The sequence below is a fragment of the Ancylomarina sp. YFZ004 genome, assembly GCF_054254355.1.
This window is the reverse complement of the sequence record NZ_JBTCHQ010000003.1, coordinates 362284-382431: the sequence shown is the minus strand read 5'-3', so window position 1 is coordinate 382431 and position 20148 is coordinate 362284. Positions and strand designations below refer to the sequence as shown.

The following is a 20148-nucleotide window of genomic DNA, read 5'->3' as shown; positions in this document are numbered from 1 at the left end:
AATACTCTTTTAGCTTTTTGATGAAGTCCATTTGTAGACTACACCCAACATAATTCGGCGTGTATTCTGATACCTTGTGCTATGCGAAGAGAATTGCATATTCTCTACCCTATAGTATTGTTTTTTACTGTCGAGTAGATTAGCTCCTTTAAGTGAAATCTGTAGTTTTTTCTTGAAGAAATGTCGATTGATAGCCAGATCTAAATTATAAAGTTTGCCTTGTAAACCATTTTTATTGATTGTTTTCGATTGCCATGAATAATTCACTTGCAGGCGGGTACTTTTCTGTAACTGAAATGTGCTGCTAAGTTTGTAATTGTAACTCCATATCTGCTTTTGAACTAAGGAAAGCGCCTTGCCTGAAAAACTCTGATGATATACGGTTCCACTTCCATTAAAGCGACACCACTTTGTTGCCTTATAGCTAAAGGTATATTCTAAACCGTAAAGTCTCTGTTCGCCCAGATTACCGAAAGTTCGAAACAGGGTATCAGCCTGACTGTTATATTCAGCCATCACCACATCTTTGATATACCGTTTGTAAAGAGCTAGTCCCATTTGGTACTTTTCGCTGTGCAAAGAATATTCCAAAGAAATTGAGTGTTCTTTTTCAGGTTTCAAATATGGATTACCGTACTGAATGTTTAAAGGATTATTATCGTTCCGGTATGAATTAAGTTGATGTGCGGCAGGTAGCTTATAACTTTTCTTATATGAGAACGAGATATCGCTTTTCTCCCAATTGTGCCCGACTTTTATAGTAGGTAATAGGCTGAGGTATGAATTGTTATTATCAGCAATCATATCGTTTCTGGAGTTTTCGGTATGGCGTGCAATGTATCGCAGCCGAGTTCCCGCCGAAGCAAACCATTTATTGTGTTGATGGTTGATAATACCATATACAGCTGCGCTTTGTTTTTCGAACTTGTAAAGAAAAGTTTTAGCCGGTACCAGCAACCATTCGTTCTCACCATGATTATATACCTCTTGAGCAGAATTCTGATCATATCTGTCGAGACTGGCATCAGCTCCCAATTCAATTCTTGTTTCCTCACTTGCCTTTAGTTCATAATCGATAGAGCTTTGTATTTTCTCTTGATCTAATGCGATTTCGTCTTGCTTTTGGTAGGGATAAGTACTTGTAGGATCTCCTTCGGGTGAATAGTTTAAACTTTCGAGCAAACGATCGTTTTCTTGATTGATTTGACGATAATTAAACTGGAATTTGAGATCCTGATTCTCCCATTTGCCCACATACTGTGCCCGCATCATCCTGATTGTTTTATTTTTTTCTGATGCCTGATTTTGCTGTGTATACTGTGTTAATTCATTAACCTTATCTCGTTTCTCTTTGAGTGTACTTACCAAAGGATTGCTTTGTGTTTTTTGCCATTGTCCCATCAGCTTAGCCAAATGCTTGGGCGAAAAGCGGTGGTTAATACCCAATCGTATTTGATTTTGCTTTGTTTCCTGACTTTGATCTTTATCCTGTAAAATTATAGGGATTTGTCCTTCTATTTTATTTTCGCGTTTCAATTGATTACTCGATTCAAAATCATTCTCCTTATGACTTGCTTGAGCAAAACCAGCCCAGTTTTTATATTTTTTACTGGCATAGAGGTTTTCCTGATGATTGCCCATATGATCGGCTCCAAGTTTAAGTTTGCTGAATGACTTGGATTGAATAGGAGCTTTAAGTATGATATTGATCACACTACCTTCAGCATCGTATTTGGCTGAGGGGTTTTGAATGACTTCAATTTTAGCTATACTCGACGGTGTGATCTGATCCAACTCGCTAATATCATCTGTTTTTACGCCATCAATTAGAATTGTGGCTTCTCGTCCGCGAATTGTAGCCTTATCATCCATATCCATTGATACAGAGGGCAGGTTGCTTAATAAATCCACTGTTGAATTGGTTCCCCCTTCAGCGAGTTTATCGGGATATAAGACCCAGTTACCATTTTCGTTTCCTATGGCCTTCTTTTCAGCAGTTACAACGATTTCATGTAAACTCTGTGCAGACGAAAGCAATGTTATCTTACCCAAATGGATAAGATTACTATCTGCCTTAATAATTGCGGTGTATTTTTCGTAGCCCAGAAATTGAACTTGAATGCGATATGTGGAACCTAAATTCGCTTTTAAATTAAACAGTCCCAGACTATCACTTAATGTGCCATCAACAGGAATGTTTGACTCCAATGGGAATAAAGCAACTTGTGCAAAGGCTAAAGCTTCTTCATTATTGGGTTCCCATACGATACCTTTTATTTCAGAGATCTGAGCTATTGTATTGATATGAGAAAGACAAGTAATGATTAAAACCAGAGAGAGAAGTCGCAAAATACATTTCATTTATTAGAGATTTGAGCTGAGTTAGATCTGTAACAATATTACAGTACGAAGAAATGGAATTCTTTCCCAGTTTGCCTATAAACAAAGAAAGCATAAGTCCCAAATAGTGAGTTTGGGACTTATGCTTTATATTTTTGTGACTGTGTTGTGACTTACTCCTTCAATTCAAAAATCTGATAGTTGTCGTAAAATCCTCTGGCAGGTAGCATTAGACGTATGGCTGTTTGTCCTTCACCAAGGGGCGCGTCGTTTTCGATATCTTTATACTGAAAGACCAGTTTATCATCAATTCTGAACTCTATTTGATCCTCCCACTTAATCACCTTCATGTGATGTTTGCCAATTAGGTTCTGAATGCTGTAGTCTTCTCCCTTTGTTACCAATCGGCGACCAGGACATTTTCGGAGATTGGCTGTTCCACGCTTGGGTGCCAAAAAAGAAATGCGGTAATTGTAAATATCGCCTTTGGTGTACTGTGCTGCAACTCCACAGCGTGGTTTCAATGACGGATCAAAAACATTTTCGCCATGACTTCCTTTTGCCGAAAACATGATCATGTGTAAAGGGTAGGGAATTGGGCTTTGAAAATCAAATTCGATCACGTAGTTTTCAGGTGATATTGTCTTGTTCCAAAAGACGAGGTGTCCACCACGAAAGGCTTTTCCTTTTTTATAGATTGGATACAATTCCGGTTCTGCTTTTTGTGCCAAAGCATCCACGTAATTTTGGTACCATTTATCTGTTCCTTCTTCGAATACCAGTTCACCTTTTTTCATTTTACGATTCACCTTCTTGTGGTATCGTGAATAGAGCTCCAGTCGGCCTTTTTTAATTTTGGCTATACCGGGTCCTTCCATCACCCAATCTTCCAATGATGCTTTTTTGTTGAAATCGCATTCGTAGACGAGTTGTTTCTGTTTGCCTATTTCGAGAGATTCTTGTGAAAATGAAGAGAGCGTAATTAAACTGAGACATATAAGAAGAAATGATCTTTTCATGTTTTCTGTTTTTTAGTATTAAGCGCAAAGTGCGCTAAGATTTTCACGCAAATAGCGCCAAGTATATTTGTGAAATCTGTACTTAACTATTTGCCTTAAAAAGGGACGTTGAAAATTATCCTTTGTTTCCTTTATCCATTCTTTTAAATATTTGCGATGTCTTCTTAGTTGTTTCTGATATCCTGATTTATAAGTAGTTTATACATTCCATATTTTTTATTTTGAACCTGACAGGTCAATTTAAGATGGATATTATTCACCTGTCAGGTTTAGAACTAGCTTATGTTTTTTGCCCTTCTGACCTTTCGAATATACTTCGATACTCCTCAGTGAACGCTCAGTTTATTGGACATTTCAGACCTTTAAGACTTTCGGACCTTTCAACTTTTATATTACAAATAGCTAATGAAAGGATCATTCGTTCTTATTAGAATTTCACGAAGCTTTTCTGTTAAGTCCTGCTCCAATTCTGAATTCTCACCATAAATATTCTTGGTTTGGTAAGGATCATTTTTATCATCGTATAAGAAGTGATGCTTTTCGCCTTCATTATCATAGGCTATGACGTAAGTGTGAGTATGAGTTTTAACCCCACGACGTTTTTCTGTATCATCTTCAGGTTTAGCAAAGAAGTACAAAGCAGCTTCAGGACGATCTACTTTTTCGTTACGGAAGATACCTGAGTAATCATTACCTTCTACTTCTTCTGGAATTTCTTTGTTCAGTCCCATCAAACCTAAAAGAGTAGGCATCACATCTGGTACACTTAAAAGAAGATCATCGCTACCTGCTTTGATTTTTTCTGGCCAACGGATGATGAATGGGATATCGAAAGCTTCGCTAAACCATACATTTTTATGCATCATTCCTTGGCTACCTAACATTTCGCCATGGTCTGATGTGAAAATAACGATGGTGTTTTTATCAAGACCTTGTTCTTTTAAAGTCTGCAATACTTTTCCAATTTGCACATCAACACCTTCGCACATAGCAAAGTAATCTGTCGATTGATCGATACGATCATCTACCCACATGTCGCCAAAACCATGGTCGCCCATTTCGGTATTGTTGGTAAATTGAACATTAGGTCGGTTTAAGACATCCTTCTCAGTTTTGCCTTCGAAACGCTCTTTGTATTTTTCAGGAACTAAATTAAATGGGTGATGTGGTGGGTTGATACCCCAGAATAATGCGAATGGTTTCTCATCATCACGGAATTTATCGCCTGCATTCTCCAAATATTTTTGTACGACTTCAGCCTCATGTTCAGGTGACCACTGCTCGAAATATTTAGCTTCATCTTCTTTAGCCTCATTAATCCAATAGTGAGGAGTCAGGTGATTATCATCAGCTCCGTATGAATACCAAAAATCGAATCCATGACGGTATCTTCCAGGCTTGCAATAGGAATCCCAAACATTTCCTTTCCCATCTTCAGGTGGCGCAGGACCATCTAAATGCCATTTACCAACATAGCCTGCATTGTAATTGTTTTGTGAAAGTACATCTGAGAAACAAACATCATCTGGATTCAGGAAATTACCATGTTTGGTTCGTCCTGAATGGCAATTTGAAAGCACTCCGTTCGAAAGTGGGTATTTTCCGGTAAGTAACATACCACGGTAAGGGCTGCATAGTGGGTGATTACTCACTGCATGAGTAAAAACAACACCTTGTTTCGATAAGGCATCGATATTTGGCGTTTTAACGGGGTCTTGATTCATAAAGCCCATTGCCTGCTTACGGTATTGATCTGGAAAAATATATAAAAGGTTCGGACGTTTCCCATTTTTCATGCAAGACGTAAGAAAACCTTGTGGAATCAAAGTCATTCCAGCAGTAACAGCTGCTGAGCTCTTTAAGAAATTTCTTCGGGATATATTATTTTTAGTCATATAAAATCGTTTGTAACTCCGGCATTTATCGGAATGTTAGTTGTCGGCTTTGAACTCTGTAGAATTCATAGCTGACAAACAATAACTGTTAATTTATTACTGTGCTATCAATTCTATTTCTCTTGTTAATCCATGTTGGCAAGTGAACTCTAGCACAGTTTCATTTGTATTACTACTGATTAACTTGCAATATTCATTTGCTTTAAGAGACCAGTTCCCTTTTAAAGTTACCTTAATTTTGGATTCTTTACTTTCATTTTTTGTCCAATCTCTCGAATACACGCTGCGTTCCTTACGTTTGCCATTTTCCATTACAACGTCTGCTTCTCCTTCGTAAAGATGAAGATCAGGATCGCAAAGACTCATTACTTTCGAATTGTCTTTATCTTTTATCATGACCAATGCAGGAGCACTTACCGAATTCAATCCCGATAATTCAACATCCGCATTTGCTTCAAATAGTGCAAAAGCAGTCGTTGAAGTGGCATGATCTCTTATAATATGAGCCTTACTGTCTTTTTGTAAAACGGTATAAGCAGCTTTCTTCTTTTTGCTCATCTGCTTTGCAAATTGAACTAGTTCATTGTGATTGCTCTGAACCAAGATTGTATACTCATAGTTTGCTCCCTGAGGTGCTTTACCGTGCTTAATTACGGCTGTTGTGAATTTACCTTGGTTAGGCGTTTCCTTTTTTTGATCCCTTGAGTGCTGCAATTGTTTGCCTACTTCAACAGTATAGGCTGCAGGAATATAAAAACTGTTACCTACATTATCAGTTAATAAGTTGGCTTTCTTAGTCTGACTTATTTGTTTGAATGGAAACTGATTGATTTCATCTTTGTTGTAAGTAATGCTTTCTGATTCCTCATTCAAATAGTTTTGAAAAAGAGTCGTTTCAGTCTCATAATCAGCATTTGTATTTTCGATATCGCTACCCAAACAAATGATTCTATTGTCGAAAAAGAAAACAGATTTTGTTGCACGATGTGAACCGTTGTATTTGTCGTGTTCATGCAATTTCATGGCCCACGCTCCATTTTTTCCCTCAAGAGAGATAGCGCCAGCAAAAGCTTCATCCGAAATCAACATTTCTTCGTAACCAGTTACCAGATCAACATTCAAAATAGTCGCTTTAAGTTTTTCGATAGGAAGATGAATGGCAGTTGTACCTGCAAATCGTCCCCAATCCCATCCGTTTACATTAAAGCCTGAAGTGAACACGCTTGGTTTTTCTCCTCCTGAAATGATTTGAACTTGTCCGTGTTTCATGTAGCGACCGTAGTAGTTCGCTCCAATATAATGTTCAGCAGCCCAAAGGTAACGACTGTGTCCTTGTGCCGTAGCTGACCAGTTTGCTCTACGGTGTATGCCCAACGCGGCATAGTTCATAGTCCAATTTCCATTGGGATCTACTTCTGCTTTAAAGCCCTTTTTTTGTAGTTTCTTTACAGTCCCTGTCGCTTTTTTGCCTTCCATTAATCTTAGGTAAGCTGCTGCCATTTCAGCATCAATCTTATTTTTCCCATCAGGCGTTCCCGAGAGGGTCATGAACTTGTAATGTTTGACAGATAGTTTACCCTTACCATTAGGATGACGCCCCGACATAGAAGTCGGCCATGTTTCTTTATTACAGAAAAGGCGGGTTTTTAATAAGGATTCTTTCAAGTTACGATGCCCTTCTTCCGAAACACTGAAGGGTGTTTGATTGAAGAAATAAACCATCAAAGTTGCTCCGTTGTAGCCACCATTGGCATAGGCAGGGTAGTTGTTAGCATGATGAAAGACACTTCCATCTACTTTGAAACAGTCCTTAACTCCAGGTGCATACGCTAGACCATTATCAAGCCATTTGACGTAAGCATTTAAATATCTAACTTTTTCAGGTGAATCTTCTAACATCAAAATACTCGCTAAACGTCCCATAACCGAGGTGTTAAAAGCGTCGATGCTCATGCCTTTATGGTGAATAGGGGCAAATATTTCTTTTATTCCTGAGTACCATTCCATAGCTTTTTGAGCTTGTTCAGCTCGCTCTGTGCGAATTAATGACTCACGCATTAGAAAGTAAGCTGAGTAGTAAGTTCTCATGCTGTATCCTAAATGGTGCAATGTTCCATTGGCACTTCCTTCTGCCCAACCTTGATCAACTAGGTGATCGGACATATCAAAGAACATCTGTTCCAGTTCGGCTTTTATTTTTTGATCTTTAGTTTGATTGTAAGCCGATGAAATCTCGTACATCAGTTTTGTGTAGGCAGCTAATCCCTTACCTTTTTTGTCGAAATAGTTCTTGAATTTCTTGGTATAGGGCTTATATATTTCTGAAAATCGGCAAAACCACATCACTTTTCCAGAGATCTGATCATCCTGACGTGCAATTTCAAACTTATTGTATGCCTTTTTAAATTTGTCAAGCAGCTTTTCATTAACCTTCAGCTTTTTAATGACTTCTTTGCTGTATCTTTTATTGATGGTTTGAATGCCTTTAATTTGTTCTTGTGTTAGGGCTTCTAATTTTTCGCTTGGTTTATTTAAGCTCGATTTATAAAGAATCAGCCAATGGTTTTTTGTTTTGGCATTAACGAAAGGAATTTGGTAATCAGGTGTATTCCATCTGCTGTCGGCAGGTGTACACAGCATAATATGATCGAAGAACAGTGTTCCCGAACTACCTTCAGGAGCAAGTATCTTCATATTATTCATACTTGTCGCTGGATTTCCCTTCATATCGCGCTCAAAAGCAACCCATGCTGCTCTCCATCCTTTAAAATCGATTCCAAATTCGAATTCACAGTTTACTTTTTGATCGCTAAGGAACTGAAATTTGATTTTCTCATCCTTAGGCGTTTCATTGTAGATCCATACACAAAAAGTTGGTATAGATTTATCTATAGCATTCGGATCGAAAGGTTTGAAATTAATGTCCTGTTTAATTATTAATTCAGAATTTGGTTCATACTTCCATTGCAAACTTTGCTTTCCATGTTTGTAATGAGTCGTACTTGTTACAATGCTTGATGGGGTAGGTGTCGACCAATTTTGACTTATTGAATCTTCAAAGGAAATAATGGCAGGATTGATAAAATCCTGAGCCGATACTTTATTGAAGAACAAAATCAAAAAGATCAGTATTAATTTTAAAGGCTGTTTCATATTCATCATAGATCGTTTTAAATCGATTGCAATAAAATAATTATTGTTGAAACTTTAGAATTTTTATTATTCACAAAGGTGCCATATTAATAATTTGGGATTCCTAAGTGTTTTTTTGCTGACAGGTTTATAATATCGCCTTTATAAACCTGTCAGACTTGTATTACTATTCCTCCAGTTTCCTTTTACGCACAAGTGCTTCTAAAAAGTAATAGTCGGCATAGTTTAATGGAACATCAATTTCAGCACCATGTGGTATACTTCCCACAGAGTGCATTAAAAGAAAATTGTTGTTCTCACCTAACTTAGCTCTGTAGGCATCTGATGATAGATTTTCTACAATTTGATCGGCAAGAGCTTTATATTTATCTGTCTTTTCAGGACAGTAGGTACTCATTTCGTATAATGCAGAAGCTATAACCGCAGCTGCTGAAGCATCACGTGGTGTGTTGGGGATTTTAGGGCAATCAAAATCCCAGTATGGAACCAAATCCTTAGGCATTCTTGGGTGTGCGAAAAGATATGCTGCAATATCTTCAGCCTTTTTCAAGAATTTTGCATCCTTGGTTTCGCGATAGCAAAGTGCATAGCCATACATGGCCCAGCCCTGACCTCTCGACCAGGCTGACTCATCAGCATAACCTTGAGCAGTCACTTTATTGCGAACTTGTCCAGTTATTGTATCATAGTCGATAACGTGATAACAAGAGTGATCTGGGCGAAAATGATGATCCAATGTTGTTTCGGCATGCTTGATGGCAATATCTCTATAGCTTTGATCACCACTTAGCTTACTAGCTTCAAAAAGTAATTCCAGATTCATCATGTTATCGATAATAACTGGACACTGCCAGCCACGTTTTGCTTGCCAGCCTCGCTGAACATTCCACGATTGGATAGCCCCAATATTTGGACGAAAGCGTGTGCTTAATGATTTTGCTGTTTGAATAATAACCTTTTTGTATGCTGGATTATTGGTCAGTTTGTATCCGTTACCATAGCTACAGTAAACCATAAAACCAACATCATGATGCCAGGTTAAGTGTTGAACTGTATCCAATGTTTCAGTTACTTTCTCAGCTTCAGTCTTCCATTTTTTATCGCCTGTTAGTTCATACAAATACCAAAGTGATCCTGGAAAGAACCCACTAGTCCAAAGTTCAGGTGTGTTATATCTTGTACTACCATCTTTACGAATTGTTCTGGGATTCAGAATTTCTCCTTTGGCATTCATCATATCAATTTCGAATCCAATTTGTTGGCTCGCAAATTCGATATTTTCCTCAATGATGTCTTTTGAACTTGTTTTAGGATTGCTACATGAAAACAAACTGAGCATGCAAGCTGAAACAAGTGTTAATTTAAAAATTTGATTCATTTTTGATCTTAATTATTTAAAGTTTGAATGTTGATTCGATTGATTTTCCTCGATTCATTCCATCAGGGAATCGGATTGTGCAGGATTCTGTTTTGTCTTTTTCAGTAAGCTTTATCTCAGCCTTATCTTGCTTATGCAATGGGTCCGAAAGAGTGATTTGCCAATCAGTATTGTTCTTTTTTAAATGAAGTATTGTTGGCTGATTTGCAGATAGAGTTAGATCAGTTGTCAACTGAATTTCTCCAGCTTTATAGAAAACGATCATGTAAGTATCTGTGTCATATTTAATGGCCTGAACTATCTCATTATTTTGAATGATAATTGGCAGTTTCTTAAGGGTATTTTGGAATGTTTTCAGATCAATACCCGGAATGACGATATATGAATAATCGGCATCAATAAATTCTGATCCATGCGAAAAGGATAATTGAAATATAGAAGTGTTTTCAATTTGGTTTTTCTTGTTGGCGTATCGGCCATCCAGATCGGACCAGTTACCCGTTCTTTCTTCAGCAAACAGTTTTAGCTTGCCTGTTGCATTGCTTGGAAGGATGATGTAGCCCGTGTTATCATGATGAACCCAGGATGGCTTGACGATCGTTTTAGATTCAATATTCTTTGTCTTTCCAGCTTTAATCTTTCCCTTTTTGCCATTGATCTGGTAATGAATATCGCCTTTCCTTTCAGTTTGATTTATTGTTGTCAACACATCGAAAGTATCTGCTAGATTTTTATTAATTCCATTGCCCAGAGCCATCATCTTATTGTCAAAGGTGAAGTAGGCTTTGTTTGCCTTTAAATTCACACAACTACTTTTTCTATCGTATTGAAATGCTGCTATACCGTGCTCGCCAGTTGACAAACCACCTGCGAATTCATTAAGGCTTTTGCTTTCTTTTCCCCAAGGACTTAGTGGAAGTTTGCCTGTTTTCTGAATGGCAGTAATGCCAGGCCATGCTCTCCAGTTCCATCCTATTCTGGCTTTATCATACTCTTTTCCGGTGCTATAAATAATAGTGGAACCATCGCCGCTCAAGAAATTATTTTTACCATGAGCTCTTTCGTTTTCAGATGTCTCGCAACCCGTTGATCGGTTTGAAAGCATTTTAATAGCAAAGTAGGCCTTAGGTGTGCTATGAATTAATAGGTCGGTGTTCCAAAAATATTTTGTGGAATCAATGTGTGCGAATTGTTTGTTCTGATGTCTCTTCAAAAGCGCATTAAGAGCTTCGGTTTTTGTCGTGTTAACATGACCATCTTTTAAGATTCTCAAGAGATCTTTGCGAATAGCTCCTTTATCAAGTGGTGTTTGTTTTAGAGCATTGTGTCGACCTGCAATATTCAAGGCACCATGATTTTTATAGTAGTACCACTGAATACCATCCAGGTAATAGTCAGCTAATGTATTCCATTCTTCTTGTGTTAGTTCCCATTTACTGTTATTGGTAGCTTTCGCATAATTCAAAACATGATTGATCCAATGTACGCCATAGCCAATCCAGTAGTTTTGTGCACCACCAGCGTTGTGCTGAATCCATGATCCATCAGGTGTGAAACCTGTTGGTAAATCACTTGTAGTATTTAGTACACGTGGAAACTGTTCTTTCACTAATTGATGAACCCAATCCAGTTCTTTAACATCCCCGGAACATGATGCAATAGCGGTCATGGCCCACAAACGGTATCCCATATTCCCACCACGGTTATGACCACGGTTTTTATCGAATACACTGGGGCTTTTCCCGTTGTACCAACACCAGTGACTAAATTCTGTTATACTTTGAACAAGCTTATCTATTTGTTTTTCTTTTATTGCAGATGTCTGTCGATCTTTCATCATATCCTCATAGAAAACAAGCTCAATGGCAGCTACAGCCCTTAGTGTTTCAAATGGAATTGATGGAAATTTATATTTTGGTCGATGATCTAACCAGTATTGTAAGGCTTTGTATGTGGCATTTCTTAGCTCTTCCTTGTTGGAATAAGAAGCTTGACGGTAATCAATTGCCCACTGCATTATACGACCAGTAATCTGTTTTTTATCAGGTTTTGAATCTGAAAAACGACCATCCTCTCGAAGAAGCGTAAGGGCTTTTTCGGTACTCATCTTTTCCCATCGAGTGGATAGGTTTTTTCCTTCAAGATTTTTTCTAATCTTATCGAGTTCATTACTTTTTGTGCCTTGCGAAAAGCTTGTTGTCGAAAGCAGGAAACAAGAGATTAGTAAAGAGAAAACGATCGTAATTTTTTTCATATTCATAACAGAATTGATATGGATTTAAAGACATGTTATAAGCTTGACTGCATTTAAAATTATGAATTGAGAGTTTCTCTAATGATAAATTATTCAATTTTGGGACGATTCTTAGGATGTTGGGATGTATGTGGCAGGTAGTCAGCTTTATATTTATTGATTTTTGAGGTTTCAAATTCTTGATATAAGAAATTGGGAGTGTGACGCGTATGTGAAAATTGTACGGATAATTAAAGGCTGTATTTTTCATGAGTCAAGGGTGTGATTTGTTCTATTGATTCCCTATTTGTTTAATGTGCTGTGCATTAGTTGATTGGTCTTGTTGTGCGCCTGGTGTATGACTTATTTGCTGTATGTTCAATATTGTTCGGATGATATTGGTCTAATGCGTAAATGATTGAACCTCAGCGCTTGGAGGTGCTGGTTTGTTTGCTTTGGTGCCGAAATGGTTTTTTGGGACAGTAAGTGTTTGTTGTGCAGTGCTCTTTCAGGTATCTTGAAATCGTTTTCGAAAGGCATATTTTGAAAGTAACAAGTAGGATTATAAATAAAACAAACAGAATGAAATACTTTTTATCGCTTATCAGCTTGGTCGTTTTGCTGCAATCTTGTTCTCAAGACAATAAGCCTGAAGTTGATTTTATTAAGAAGACATTACTTTATCAGGATGATTTTAGCTCTATGAATTCCAGCGATTGGATTGTAGAATTACAGGCTGAAACTGGAAATTTTGTTGGTATAAATGATGGTGCTTTAGAGATTGATGTTCCTAAGGGAGCAACCGTCTGGTATAAGCATAGACTAGAGGGCGACATCTTGATTGAATACAAAGCAAGCGTTATAGATAATGATGGTCCTAATGATAGAGTGAGTGATTTGAATTGTTTTTGGATGGCTACTGATTCACGAAATACAGATGATTTATTTGATACGCCAAGAAAAGCTTCTGGTAAGTTTCACGATTACGATACTTTGCAATTGTATTATGTAGGTTTGGGAGGACATAACAATACTAAAACAAGATTTCGTAGGTATAATGGAAAAGGAGATAAGCCCCTTCTTCCTGAACATGATTTAGAAGATAAAACTGATTTAATTTTCCCTAATAAATCTTGTGAAATCCAATTGATAGCTATGGGGAATCAAGTGCAGTTTTTCAGAGATGGGAAATTAGTTTATGATTTTGTTGATGAATCACCTTATACCCAAGGCTGGTTTGGAATCAGAACAATAGAGAATCATATGACAATTGATGACTTTAAGGTTTATCGTATTGAAAAGAAAAAATAGATAAATAACGATATGAAGAACTATTTTAAAAAAATAACAAGCCTCTTATTTGCATTCCTAATACTAGGACAAGTTTATGCCAAGCAGGAAAGAGTTATTGTAAGAACAGTTGAAGATGTTAAAAATGCTATTGAGAATGGAAGAATAGACATCCTATTGGAAGATGGAATTTACCATGATCTAAGAATTGAAATGAACTATTCTGGTTCGAAAAAAAATCAGATTAGATTATCTGCAAAGAATCCGGGACAAGTTATAATTAGTGGGGATTCACATATTGACTTAAATGGTGACTATATACATTTATCTGGTCTGGATTTTAATCATGGCGATCGAAATAAAGCTGAGGCTTTAGTCATGATTAAGGGGAACCATAATCGCATTTCACAAAGTCGTTTTAGTAATTACAGTAAAGTTGATGGTGTTTGGATTCAACTAAATGGTCAATACAATCAAGTTGATTATTGTTGGTTTGAAGGAAAAACATCGGGAGCAAGTTATATAAATGTTGATGTGCCTAAAAAAGGAGGTAATCATCATTTAGTCGATCATAACTTCTTTGCCAGACCACCACTTGGTAAGAACGGAGGATCAGCTATGAGAATTGGACATGGATCTATGGCAACTAGATTTTGCTATACGGTTGTTGAATTTAATTTGTTTGAAGACTGCAGTGGTGAGGGTGAAATCATGTCTTCGAAGAGTTGTGGGAACACATTTCGTTATAATACCTTCTTAAACTGTAAAGGCGGTTTAAGTCTTCGTCAAGGTGAACAAGGAATTATTGAGAGTAACTATTTTGTTTCCCGAAAAGGTGAGAAAAATAGATGTGGTGGTATATCTCTACGTAGTAGAAATCATTTGGTTGTGAATAATTATTTCTTTGGTTTGGCTCCTAAAAAAAGCGGTGTAATAAATTTTGGAAATGGAACACTTCCCGATCCTAAGCGTGCAGCACTAGGAATCATAGCTATTCATTTCCCTAAAACTGCAGAAAATATGATTGTCAATAATCAATTGGTTCAGAATAAGACTGAATCTATTGATTTGTTGAGTGATTATAGACACAGAAATAAACTTGTTCCTACCGACAGTATGTTTTTTTATAATAATGTCATGATAGGTGCAAAGACTCATGTGAGATTGCATGAAAAACCTCAGTATCTCGTTTGGAAGAATAATTTTTATCAAGGAAAATTGGGTGTTGAAACGGAAGGGTTAAAAAAGAAAACGTTTCTCATCTCTAAGTTGGATGATTCAGTAATGGTATTGAATGAGAAAGGACCACTTGCAGATCAATCATGGGTAAATGACTTGCCTGAAGAAATGTTGAATAGACTTGAGTTTAGAGGAAAGAAGAAAAAATTACCTGTTGGGGTTTATTTTGCACCCAAAGGAAAAAGAGGTGGCTTGCAAGAGATGCTAAATAAAAAGGATGTTGGACCAAACTGGAAATAATAAGATCATGATTAGAAGGAATATACAGAAAAGAATTGGAGATATAGTTTTACTTGTGATTTTGCTCATTCTTTTTGGTGGTACAATAATAAGCGCTAATGCTGATGTGTTAACAAAAAAAGTGAAGCATCCCCGCTTATTTTTTAAGTCTAATGAATTATCACAATTAGCATTGTTACGTAATACCACTCATAAAGCGGAGTGGAAAAGCTTATTGAATATCTGCGAAAGCTTAGAAAGGAAAGATCCTATTTTAAAACCTAAATCGAAATTGGTATTCGCTTTTCCTGAAAAATTAGCGGCTGTTGCCTTGGTTCAGCTTTTAGATCCTTCACAAGCTTATCAGAAAACTTTTGAAAAGCATTTCTGGACTATTATGAACTGGAAAGAGTGGGATGAATGGATTGATGGCAAAGGAAAAGGACCAGCTAATGACCTAGGAGTTGCACAAGCTCTTATTGCTTTAACAGCCTGTTATGATTGGCAATATCAGAATATGACTGATGAGCAGAGAGTTTTTGTTAGTCAAAAGTTGATTCGTATAGCTCATCATTTCTATAAGGATTATAGTCGTTTTCATACCAAGAGTTTTGCTATCATGAATTGTAATCATGGTACCAACGTGTATGCTGCTTTAAGTGCGGTATTATATGGGACTGACCGAATTCCTGACGATTATAAGAAGGAATGGACAGAATGTCTAGATCATAAATACGAAACATTAACCAGCCAGATGAACTCAAATATGAGTGATGGCTTTAGCGATGAGGGAGCAACATATTTTATGTTTCAATTAAAAACCTACATGCAATGGTTTGAGCTGAGACGTAATGGTTTGAACTTAGCTTATGGAAAGCCTTATGAAGATTTAGCCTGGTTTAAAAATGCCTCAGCTTATTGTTTGTATACAATATTACCTGGTGGACATGATAATTTTGGCGGTTTGGCTCGTTATGCTGATGCAAACCAAAAATTCTGGGGAAACCCTTATTCGTCTTTTCCTGCTTTGGCTAAAAACTTGAAAGATCCGATTGCTCAGTGGTTAGCTTCCGATCTTGATTTGAAAGAAGTAGAATTGTGGCGAGCGGAAAAATCTAAAGAGAAAGATAACAATCAGAAATCAAATTTTGATGTGTGGAGATACATTGGGAAAGATGGTAATCTATCATCGGTTGATTTAAATACCTTACCTAATTATCGATTTTTCGAAGATGCAGGTATGTTTGTGTGGCGTTCATCTTGGGAAAATGATGCGAGCTACTTCACCATCAAATCCGGACAGCATTATCAAGGTCATGGACAACCTGATGATGGACAATTTATGTTGCACCGTGCAGGTGTTCCTTATATTATCGATATGGGCTACTCCAATCCGAAATATACACATGAGCACAATGTTTTGCTTGTGAATGGTAAAGGTCAAGTAGGCGATGGTGATGTGTGGAGTAAATTCGGGGAGTATCCGGATAATAAAGCGATTTGGGGTAAAACCGATGTGGTTTTAAGTACGGGTAAACAAGCCGATTCTGATTACTTCAATTTGATTTGTGATCCTTCAAACATGTATCCTGTTAAGGAATTGAAGAAATGGAATCGTGAGGTAATTGGTTGGAATGGCATGTTTTTGATGCGCGATGTAATGGATGCTAATGAAGAGGTTGATTTTGAATTGCTTTTGCATGCATATACCAGTCGAAAAGGAAAGAAAGATGCTTATGAATATGCTAAAGATCGTAATGTAAATCCGTTTACATCAACAGTAGATAAGCAGTGGACTATTGACCCTCGAAAGGGGAAAGCACCTTTACTGCTAGTTAAAGATTTATCTGATAGTAAATGGAACAGTGAAGTTGATGAAGCTTGGTTTTACGATAACTACATGAGAAAAAAGGATGGAAAAGGCTATGTGCAGTTGGGATCTGTCTTAAAAAGAAAACAAAAAGCTTCAAAGGCAAATTCTCTTCTCTTTTTTGCTTTCGAGGATGAAATGAAAGATATGTCCGTGACTAAATTAAAAAAAGGAGAGGGGATTCAGATTCATGAAGGAGGAAGCTTGATTAAAGAATTAGCTTGGAATAATTCGAATAAATTAAGTCGGTTGATTTTTGAAGGTGAAATGGCTGGGATGGCTTTTCATGAATCTAAAGCAACTTCTTGGTTTGGTCGTGATATCACACTATTAAAGAATAAAAAAATAGTAAAGATCCTTGCTGATAAGCCTGTCTCAGTTCATGCAACTCGCGTAGAGAATCAATTGACTCTACATTTCTCCACCAAAGAGAAAACTCAAGTGGAAATACCTCTTTCTGCAAAACCGAAATCTATAATACTAAATGGTGAATCCATTGAGCTTGTTTATAGAGATGGGAAACTTGTCTTCGATTTGAAGGGCGATTCTAAAGATAAAATTCAGCTTACTTTATAATTATAAACATGTTGAAACTGATTGTTACACTAACTATTGCATTGTTTATTGCTTTATGTGCGAATGCACAATATATGCAATTAGAGAAAGAAGTTCCTACCAATTGGAAGACAACAAAAGGAGCGAAGCTCAGTATGAGCGACCTACATTACAAATTGGGGAAAGAATCTGTACGATGGGATTGGAAAAAGGGTAGTGAGATACTTGTGACTAAGCCTAAAGGCATGCTTGAGGCATTGAAAACTTCTAAGGGAGGATTGATGCTTTGGATTTACAATGAATCACCCCTTGATGATGTCATTCAGTTTCAATTTGGAACAGCTAATCAGATTGAATATCATTTCGAATATAAAATCAATTTTAAAGGTTGGCGAGCATGTTGGATTCAGTTCGACAAGGATATGCAAGGTTCGAAAAGCACAAAGAACTTAAGCTGGATGAAGGTGCTTGCACCTGTAAAGGCTAAAAAAGGTCAACTGTACTTTGATAGAATGATGTTTCCTAAAAAAGGAATTTCACGTAAACAGACCCCAGATGCTCAGCTTCCATACGTTAATCCTAAGTTGAATGAAAACCATTGGGGCGCTTTGTATTTTTGGGAATCTACATTGCAGAACGATATTGCTCTTCAATCTATATTGAGTCCTAGCGATAAGGCAGGTCTCGAACAGCTTGATGTAAATTTTATTGCAGCCTATAAGGGAAGTCCTTTGGATAAAAAAGCAGAAAAGAAAGTCAAAGATAAGTTCCGCAAATTTGGCATTCATCGATTGAAATCCGGAATTGTAGGTAATCCATTTGTTTCTAAAGATGAGGCTGTTAAGAAGAGTCAGGATCTAACACTTGAAAAAGTAGAAAAAGTGTTTTATAGTTTAGCTCAACATTACTACAATACCAAAGATGAAGAAAGTAAGTCAATGTTTTTGGATTTACTTGATCATCTTATGGATCAGGGCTTGGCTTATGGTAGTGCGATTGGTACAAATCACCATTATGGCTATCAGTTTCGTAAATACCCGCCAGCCATTTTTCTGATGAAAGAGGTTTTGAAGGAAGAAGGCAAATTGAATGAGGTAGCTAAGATGCTGAATTACTGGACCGGTGTTCAGGAGTATCGCGAACTACCTGTATCTGGTACTTTACAAGGCGTTATGGACAGTTGGAATACCACTGTAATTCCTCGTATGCTTGCAATCTTGTGTATCGACAACCCTTCGGAACAACTAAGAGAGATGCAAGCGGTTAAGCGCTGGATGGATATATCTCTCAAAATAGTGCCTGGAACCATGGGAGGAATTAAGGCTGACGGTTGTGGCTTTCATCATGGCGGTTTATATCCTGCTTATTGCAATGGTGGTTTTGCTGGACTTGGTGACTATTTAAAAATGACGACTAACACACCCTTTGCTTTATCAGCAGAATCAAGAACAAATGTTGGGATGGCTCTCCGTACGATGAAAAATTATACCCACGACTTAGAATGGGGTTTTGGTATTAGTGGACGTCATCCACTTGATGGTACTATGAGTTTAGGCCTGAAGCAGGCTTATGCTTATCTAGCGCTTTCTGGAGATCCGTATACAGGTGATGAAATCTGGAATGAAATGGCTGAGGCTTATTTGCGAATGGAAACGGATGATTCGGAATTCAAAAAACTCTTTGAAAGTAAAGGCTTAAGTCCAGAATTGGTGCCTGAAGGACATTTTACCTATAACTATGGTGCTTTGGGTATTCATCGACGTAACAATTGGATGGCTACAATCAAAGGTTACAACAAGCATGTTTGGGGTTCTGAAATATACACCAGAGATAATCGATATGGCAGATATCAGAGCTATGGTACTGTTCAAATAATGCACAAGAACACAAAAGAAAGTGGCTTTGTTGAAGCTGGATGGGATTGGAATTCCTACCCTGGAGCAACCAATATTCACCTGCCTTTGGATCTTTTGGAAAGCCCGAACAAGAATACATTGATGGAAAAGTCGAAGCAAGGTTTCGCTGGATCGTCTCACTTAAATGGTGAAAATGGCGTTTTTGGAATCCATTTGAAAGAGAATAATAGAGAACGTTTTACTGCTAACTTCCATGCTCTGAAATCAGTGTTTGCTTTTGATAATGTATTGATATGTTTGGGTTCTAATATTTCCAATAGTAATGAGGATTATCCTAGTAAAACAAGCTTATTTCAATCTTTTCTAACAAGTTCTGATAAACCTCAATGGATTGATGGAGATAAAAAGTGGACAGAATTTCCTGCCCAAAAGGATTTATCTGAAGGAAAAAATCATAGTCTGATGGATCCCTATGGTAATGCTTACTGGATTGCTGGTGGAAACTCGATTCAGTTGAAAAGGATTGAGCAAAACTCACGTCATAACAAAACAAAAAAGCCAACGCATGGCAAGTTTGCTTTAGCACATATAAATCATGGCTTTGCGCCTAAAAATGCCGATTATGAGTATGCTATACTCCCTCAGACTAGCTTGAAGGATTTAGTGGCTTTTTCAAAAGCAATGACGAATGAAAAAACGGCTCGATATCAGGTTATTCAGAAGGATAGCATTGCTCATATAGTTCACCATAAAGGAAGTAATACTAAGGCTTATGTGGTGTTTGAAAGTGCTGATGAGCTTCATGATGAAAACTTGATTTCAGTCAGTTCACCATCTTTAATCATGCTAAAAGGAATGGCGAATAAAAGCTTAAGAATGAGCCTTTGTGATCCGGATTTACATTTGAGCGAAGAACGTTATACAACGGCAGAAGCCAGTACGCCTATTAAAATACAGGTAAAACTAGTAGGAGAATGGAATCTATCTATGGCGCAAAGTAATTGCCAAATACTGCAATGTAGTAATGGTTTTACAAGCATTGAATTTACTTGTGTTGATGGTATTCCAATTGAAGTAAATTTAGAAAAATATTAAGAAAAT

At 37.2% G+C, this 20148-nt stretch carries 10 protein-coding genes; 4 read left to right on the top strand and 6 right to left on the bottom strand.

What is annotated here, in order from left to right; all coding sequences use genetic code 11:
* Positions 1-9: 9 nt before the first annotated feature.
* The 6 genes from ACXR6G_RS07135 to ACXR6G_RS07110 all read right to left on the bottom strand — a co-directional run bounded on the left by ACXR6G_RS07135 (position 10) and on the right by ACXR6G_RS07110 (position 12039).
* Positions 10-2361, bottom strand: coding sequence for a TonB-dependent receptor domain-containing protein (locus ACXR6G_RS07135; RefSeq protein ID WP_458360725.1), 2352 nt, complete (start codon positions 2359-2361; stop codon positions 10-12).
* Positions 2362-2513: 152 nt separating this feature from the next.
* Complete coding sequence (locus tag ACXR6G_RS07130) at positions 2514-3359, bottom strand: DUF1961 family protein (RefSeq protein WP_458360724.1); 846 nt, start codon at positions 3357-3359, stop codon at positions 2514-2516.
* 392 nt (positions 3360-3751) lie between these two features.
* On the bottom strand, positions 3752-5254 hold the full coding sequence (locus ACXR6G_RS07125; protein WP_458360723.1) for a sulfatase-like hydrolase/transferase: 1503 nt from the start codon (positions 5252-5254) through the stop codon (positions 3752-3754).
* A gap of 96 nt (positions 5255-5350) precedes the next feature.
* The gene (locus tag ACXR6G_RS07120) at positions 5351-8416 is read right to left on the bottom strand and encodes a chondroitinase family polysaccharide lyase (protein WP_458360722.1); all 3066 of its coding nucleotides are present in this window, start codon (positions 8414-8416) and stop codon (positions 5351-5353) included.
* Positions 8417-8573: 157 nt separating this feature from the next.
* The gene (locus tag ACXR6G_RS07115) at positions 8574-9785 is read right to left on the bottom strand and encodes a glycoside hydrolase family 88 protein (protein ID WP_458360721.1); all 1212 of its coding nucleotides are present in this window, start codon (positions 9783-9785) and stop codon (positions 8574-8576) included.
* A 16-nt stretch (positions 9786-9801) separates the two neighbouring features.
* Positions 9802-12039 carry a polysaccharide lyase family 8 super-sandwich domain-containing protein gene (locus ACXR6G_RS07110; RefSeq protein ID WP_458360720.1) on the bottom strand — a complete coding sequence of 746 codons (2238 nt, stop codon included), beginning with the start codon at positions 12037-12039 and terminating at the stop codon, positions 9802-9804.
* A gap of 561 nt (positions 12040-12600) precedes the next feature.
* Between ACXR6G_RS07110 and ACXR6G_RS07105 the strand changes: the two genes are divergently transcribed.
* From ACXR6G_RS07105 to ACXR6G_RS07090, 4 genes are read left to right on the top strand one after another with little or no spacing between them, the layout of a single operon-like run.
* Positions 12601-13329, top strand: a complete 729-nt coding sequence (locus ACXR6G_RS07105; protein ID WP_458360719.1) for a DUF6250 domain-containing protein — start codon at positions 12601-12603, stop codon at positions 13327-13329.
* Positions 13330-13341: 12 nt separating this feature from the next.
* Positions 13342-14787 (top strand): polysaccharide lyase 6 family protein, encoded by a 1446-nt coding sequence (locus ACXR6G_RS07100; RefSeq protein ID WP_458360718.1) that lies wholly within the window; start codon positions 13342-13344, stop codon positions 14785-14787.
* Positions 14788-14794: 7 nt separating this feature from the next.
* Positions 14795-17212 (top strand): DUF4962 domain-containing protein, encoded by a 2418-nt coding sequence (locus ACXR6G_RS07095; RefSeq protein ID WP_458360717.1) that lies wholly within the window; start codon positions 14795-14797, stop codon positions 17210-17212.
* Positions 17213-17220: 8 nt separating this feature from the next.
* Positions 17221-20142, top strand: coding sequence for a chondroitinase family polysaccharide lyase (locus ACXR6G_RS07090; RefSeq protein ID WP_458360716.1), 2922 nt, complete (start codon positions 17221-17223; stop codon positions 20140-20142).
* Positions 20143-20148: the final 6 nt, after the last annotated feature.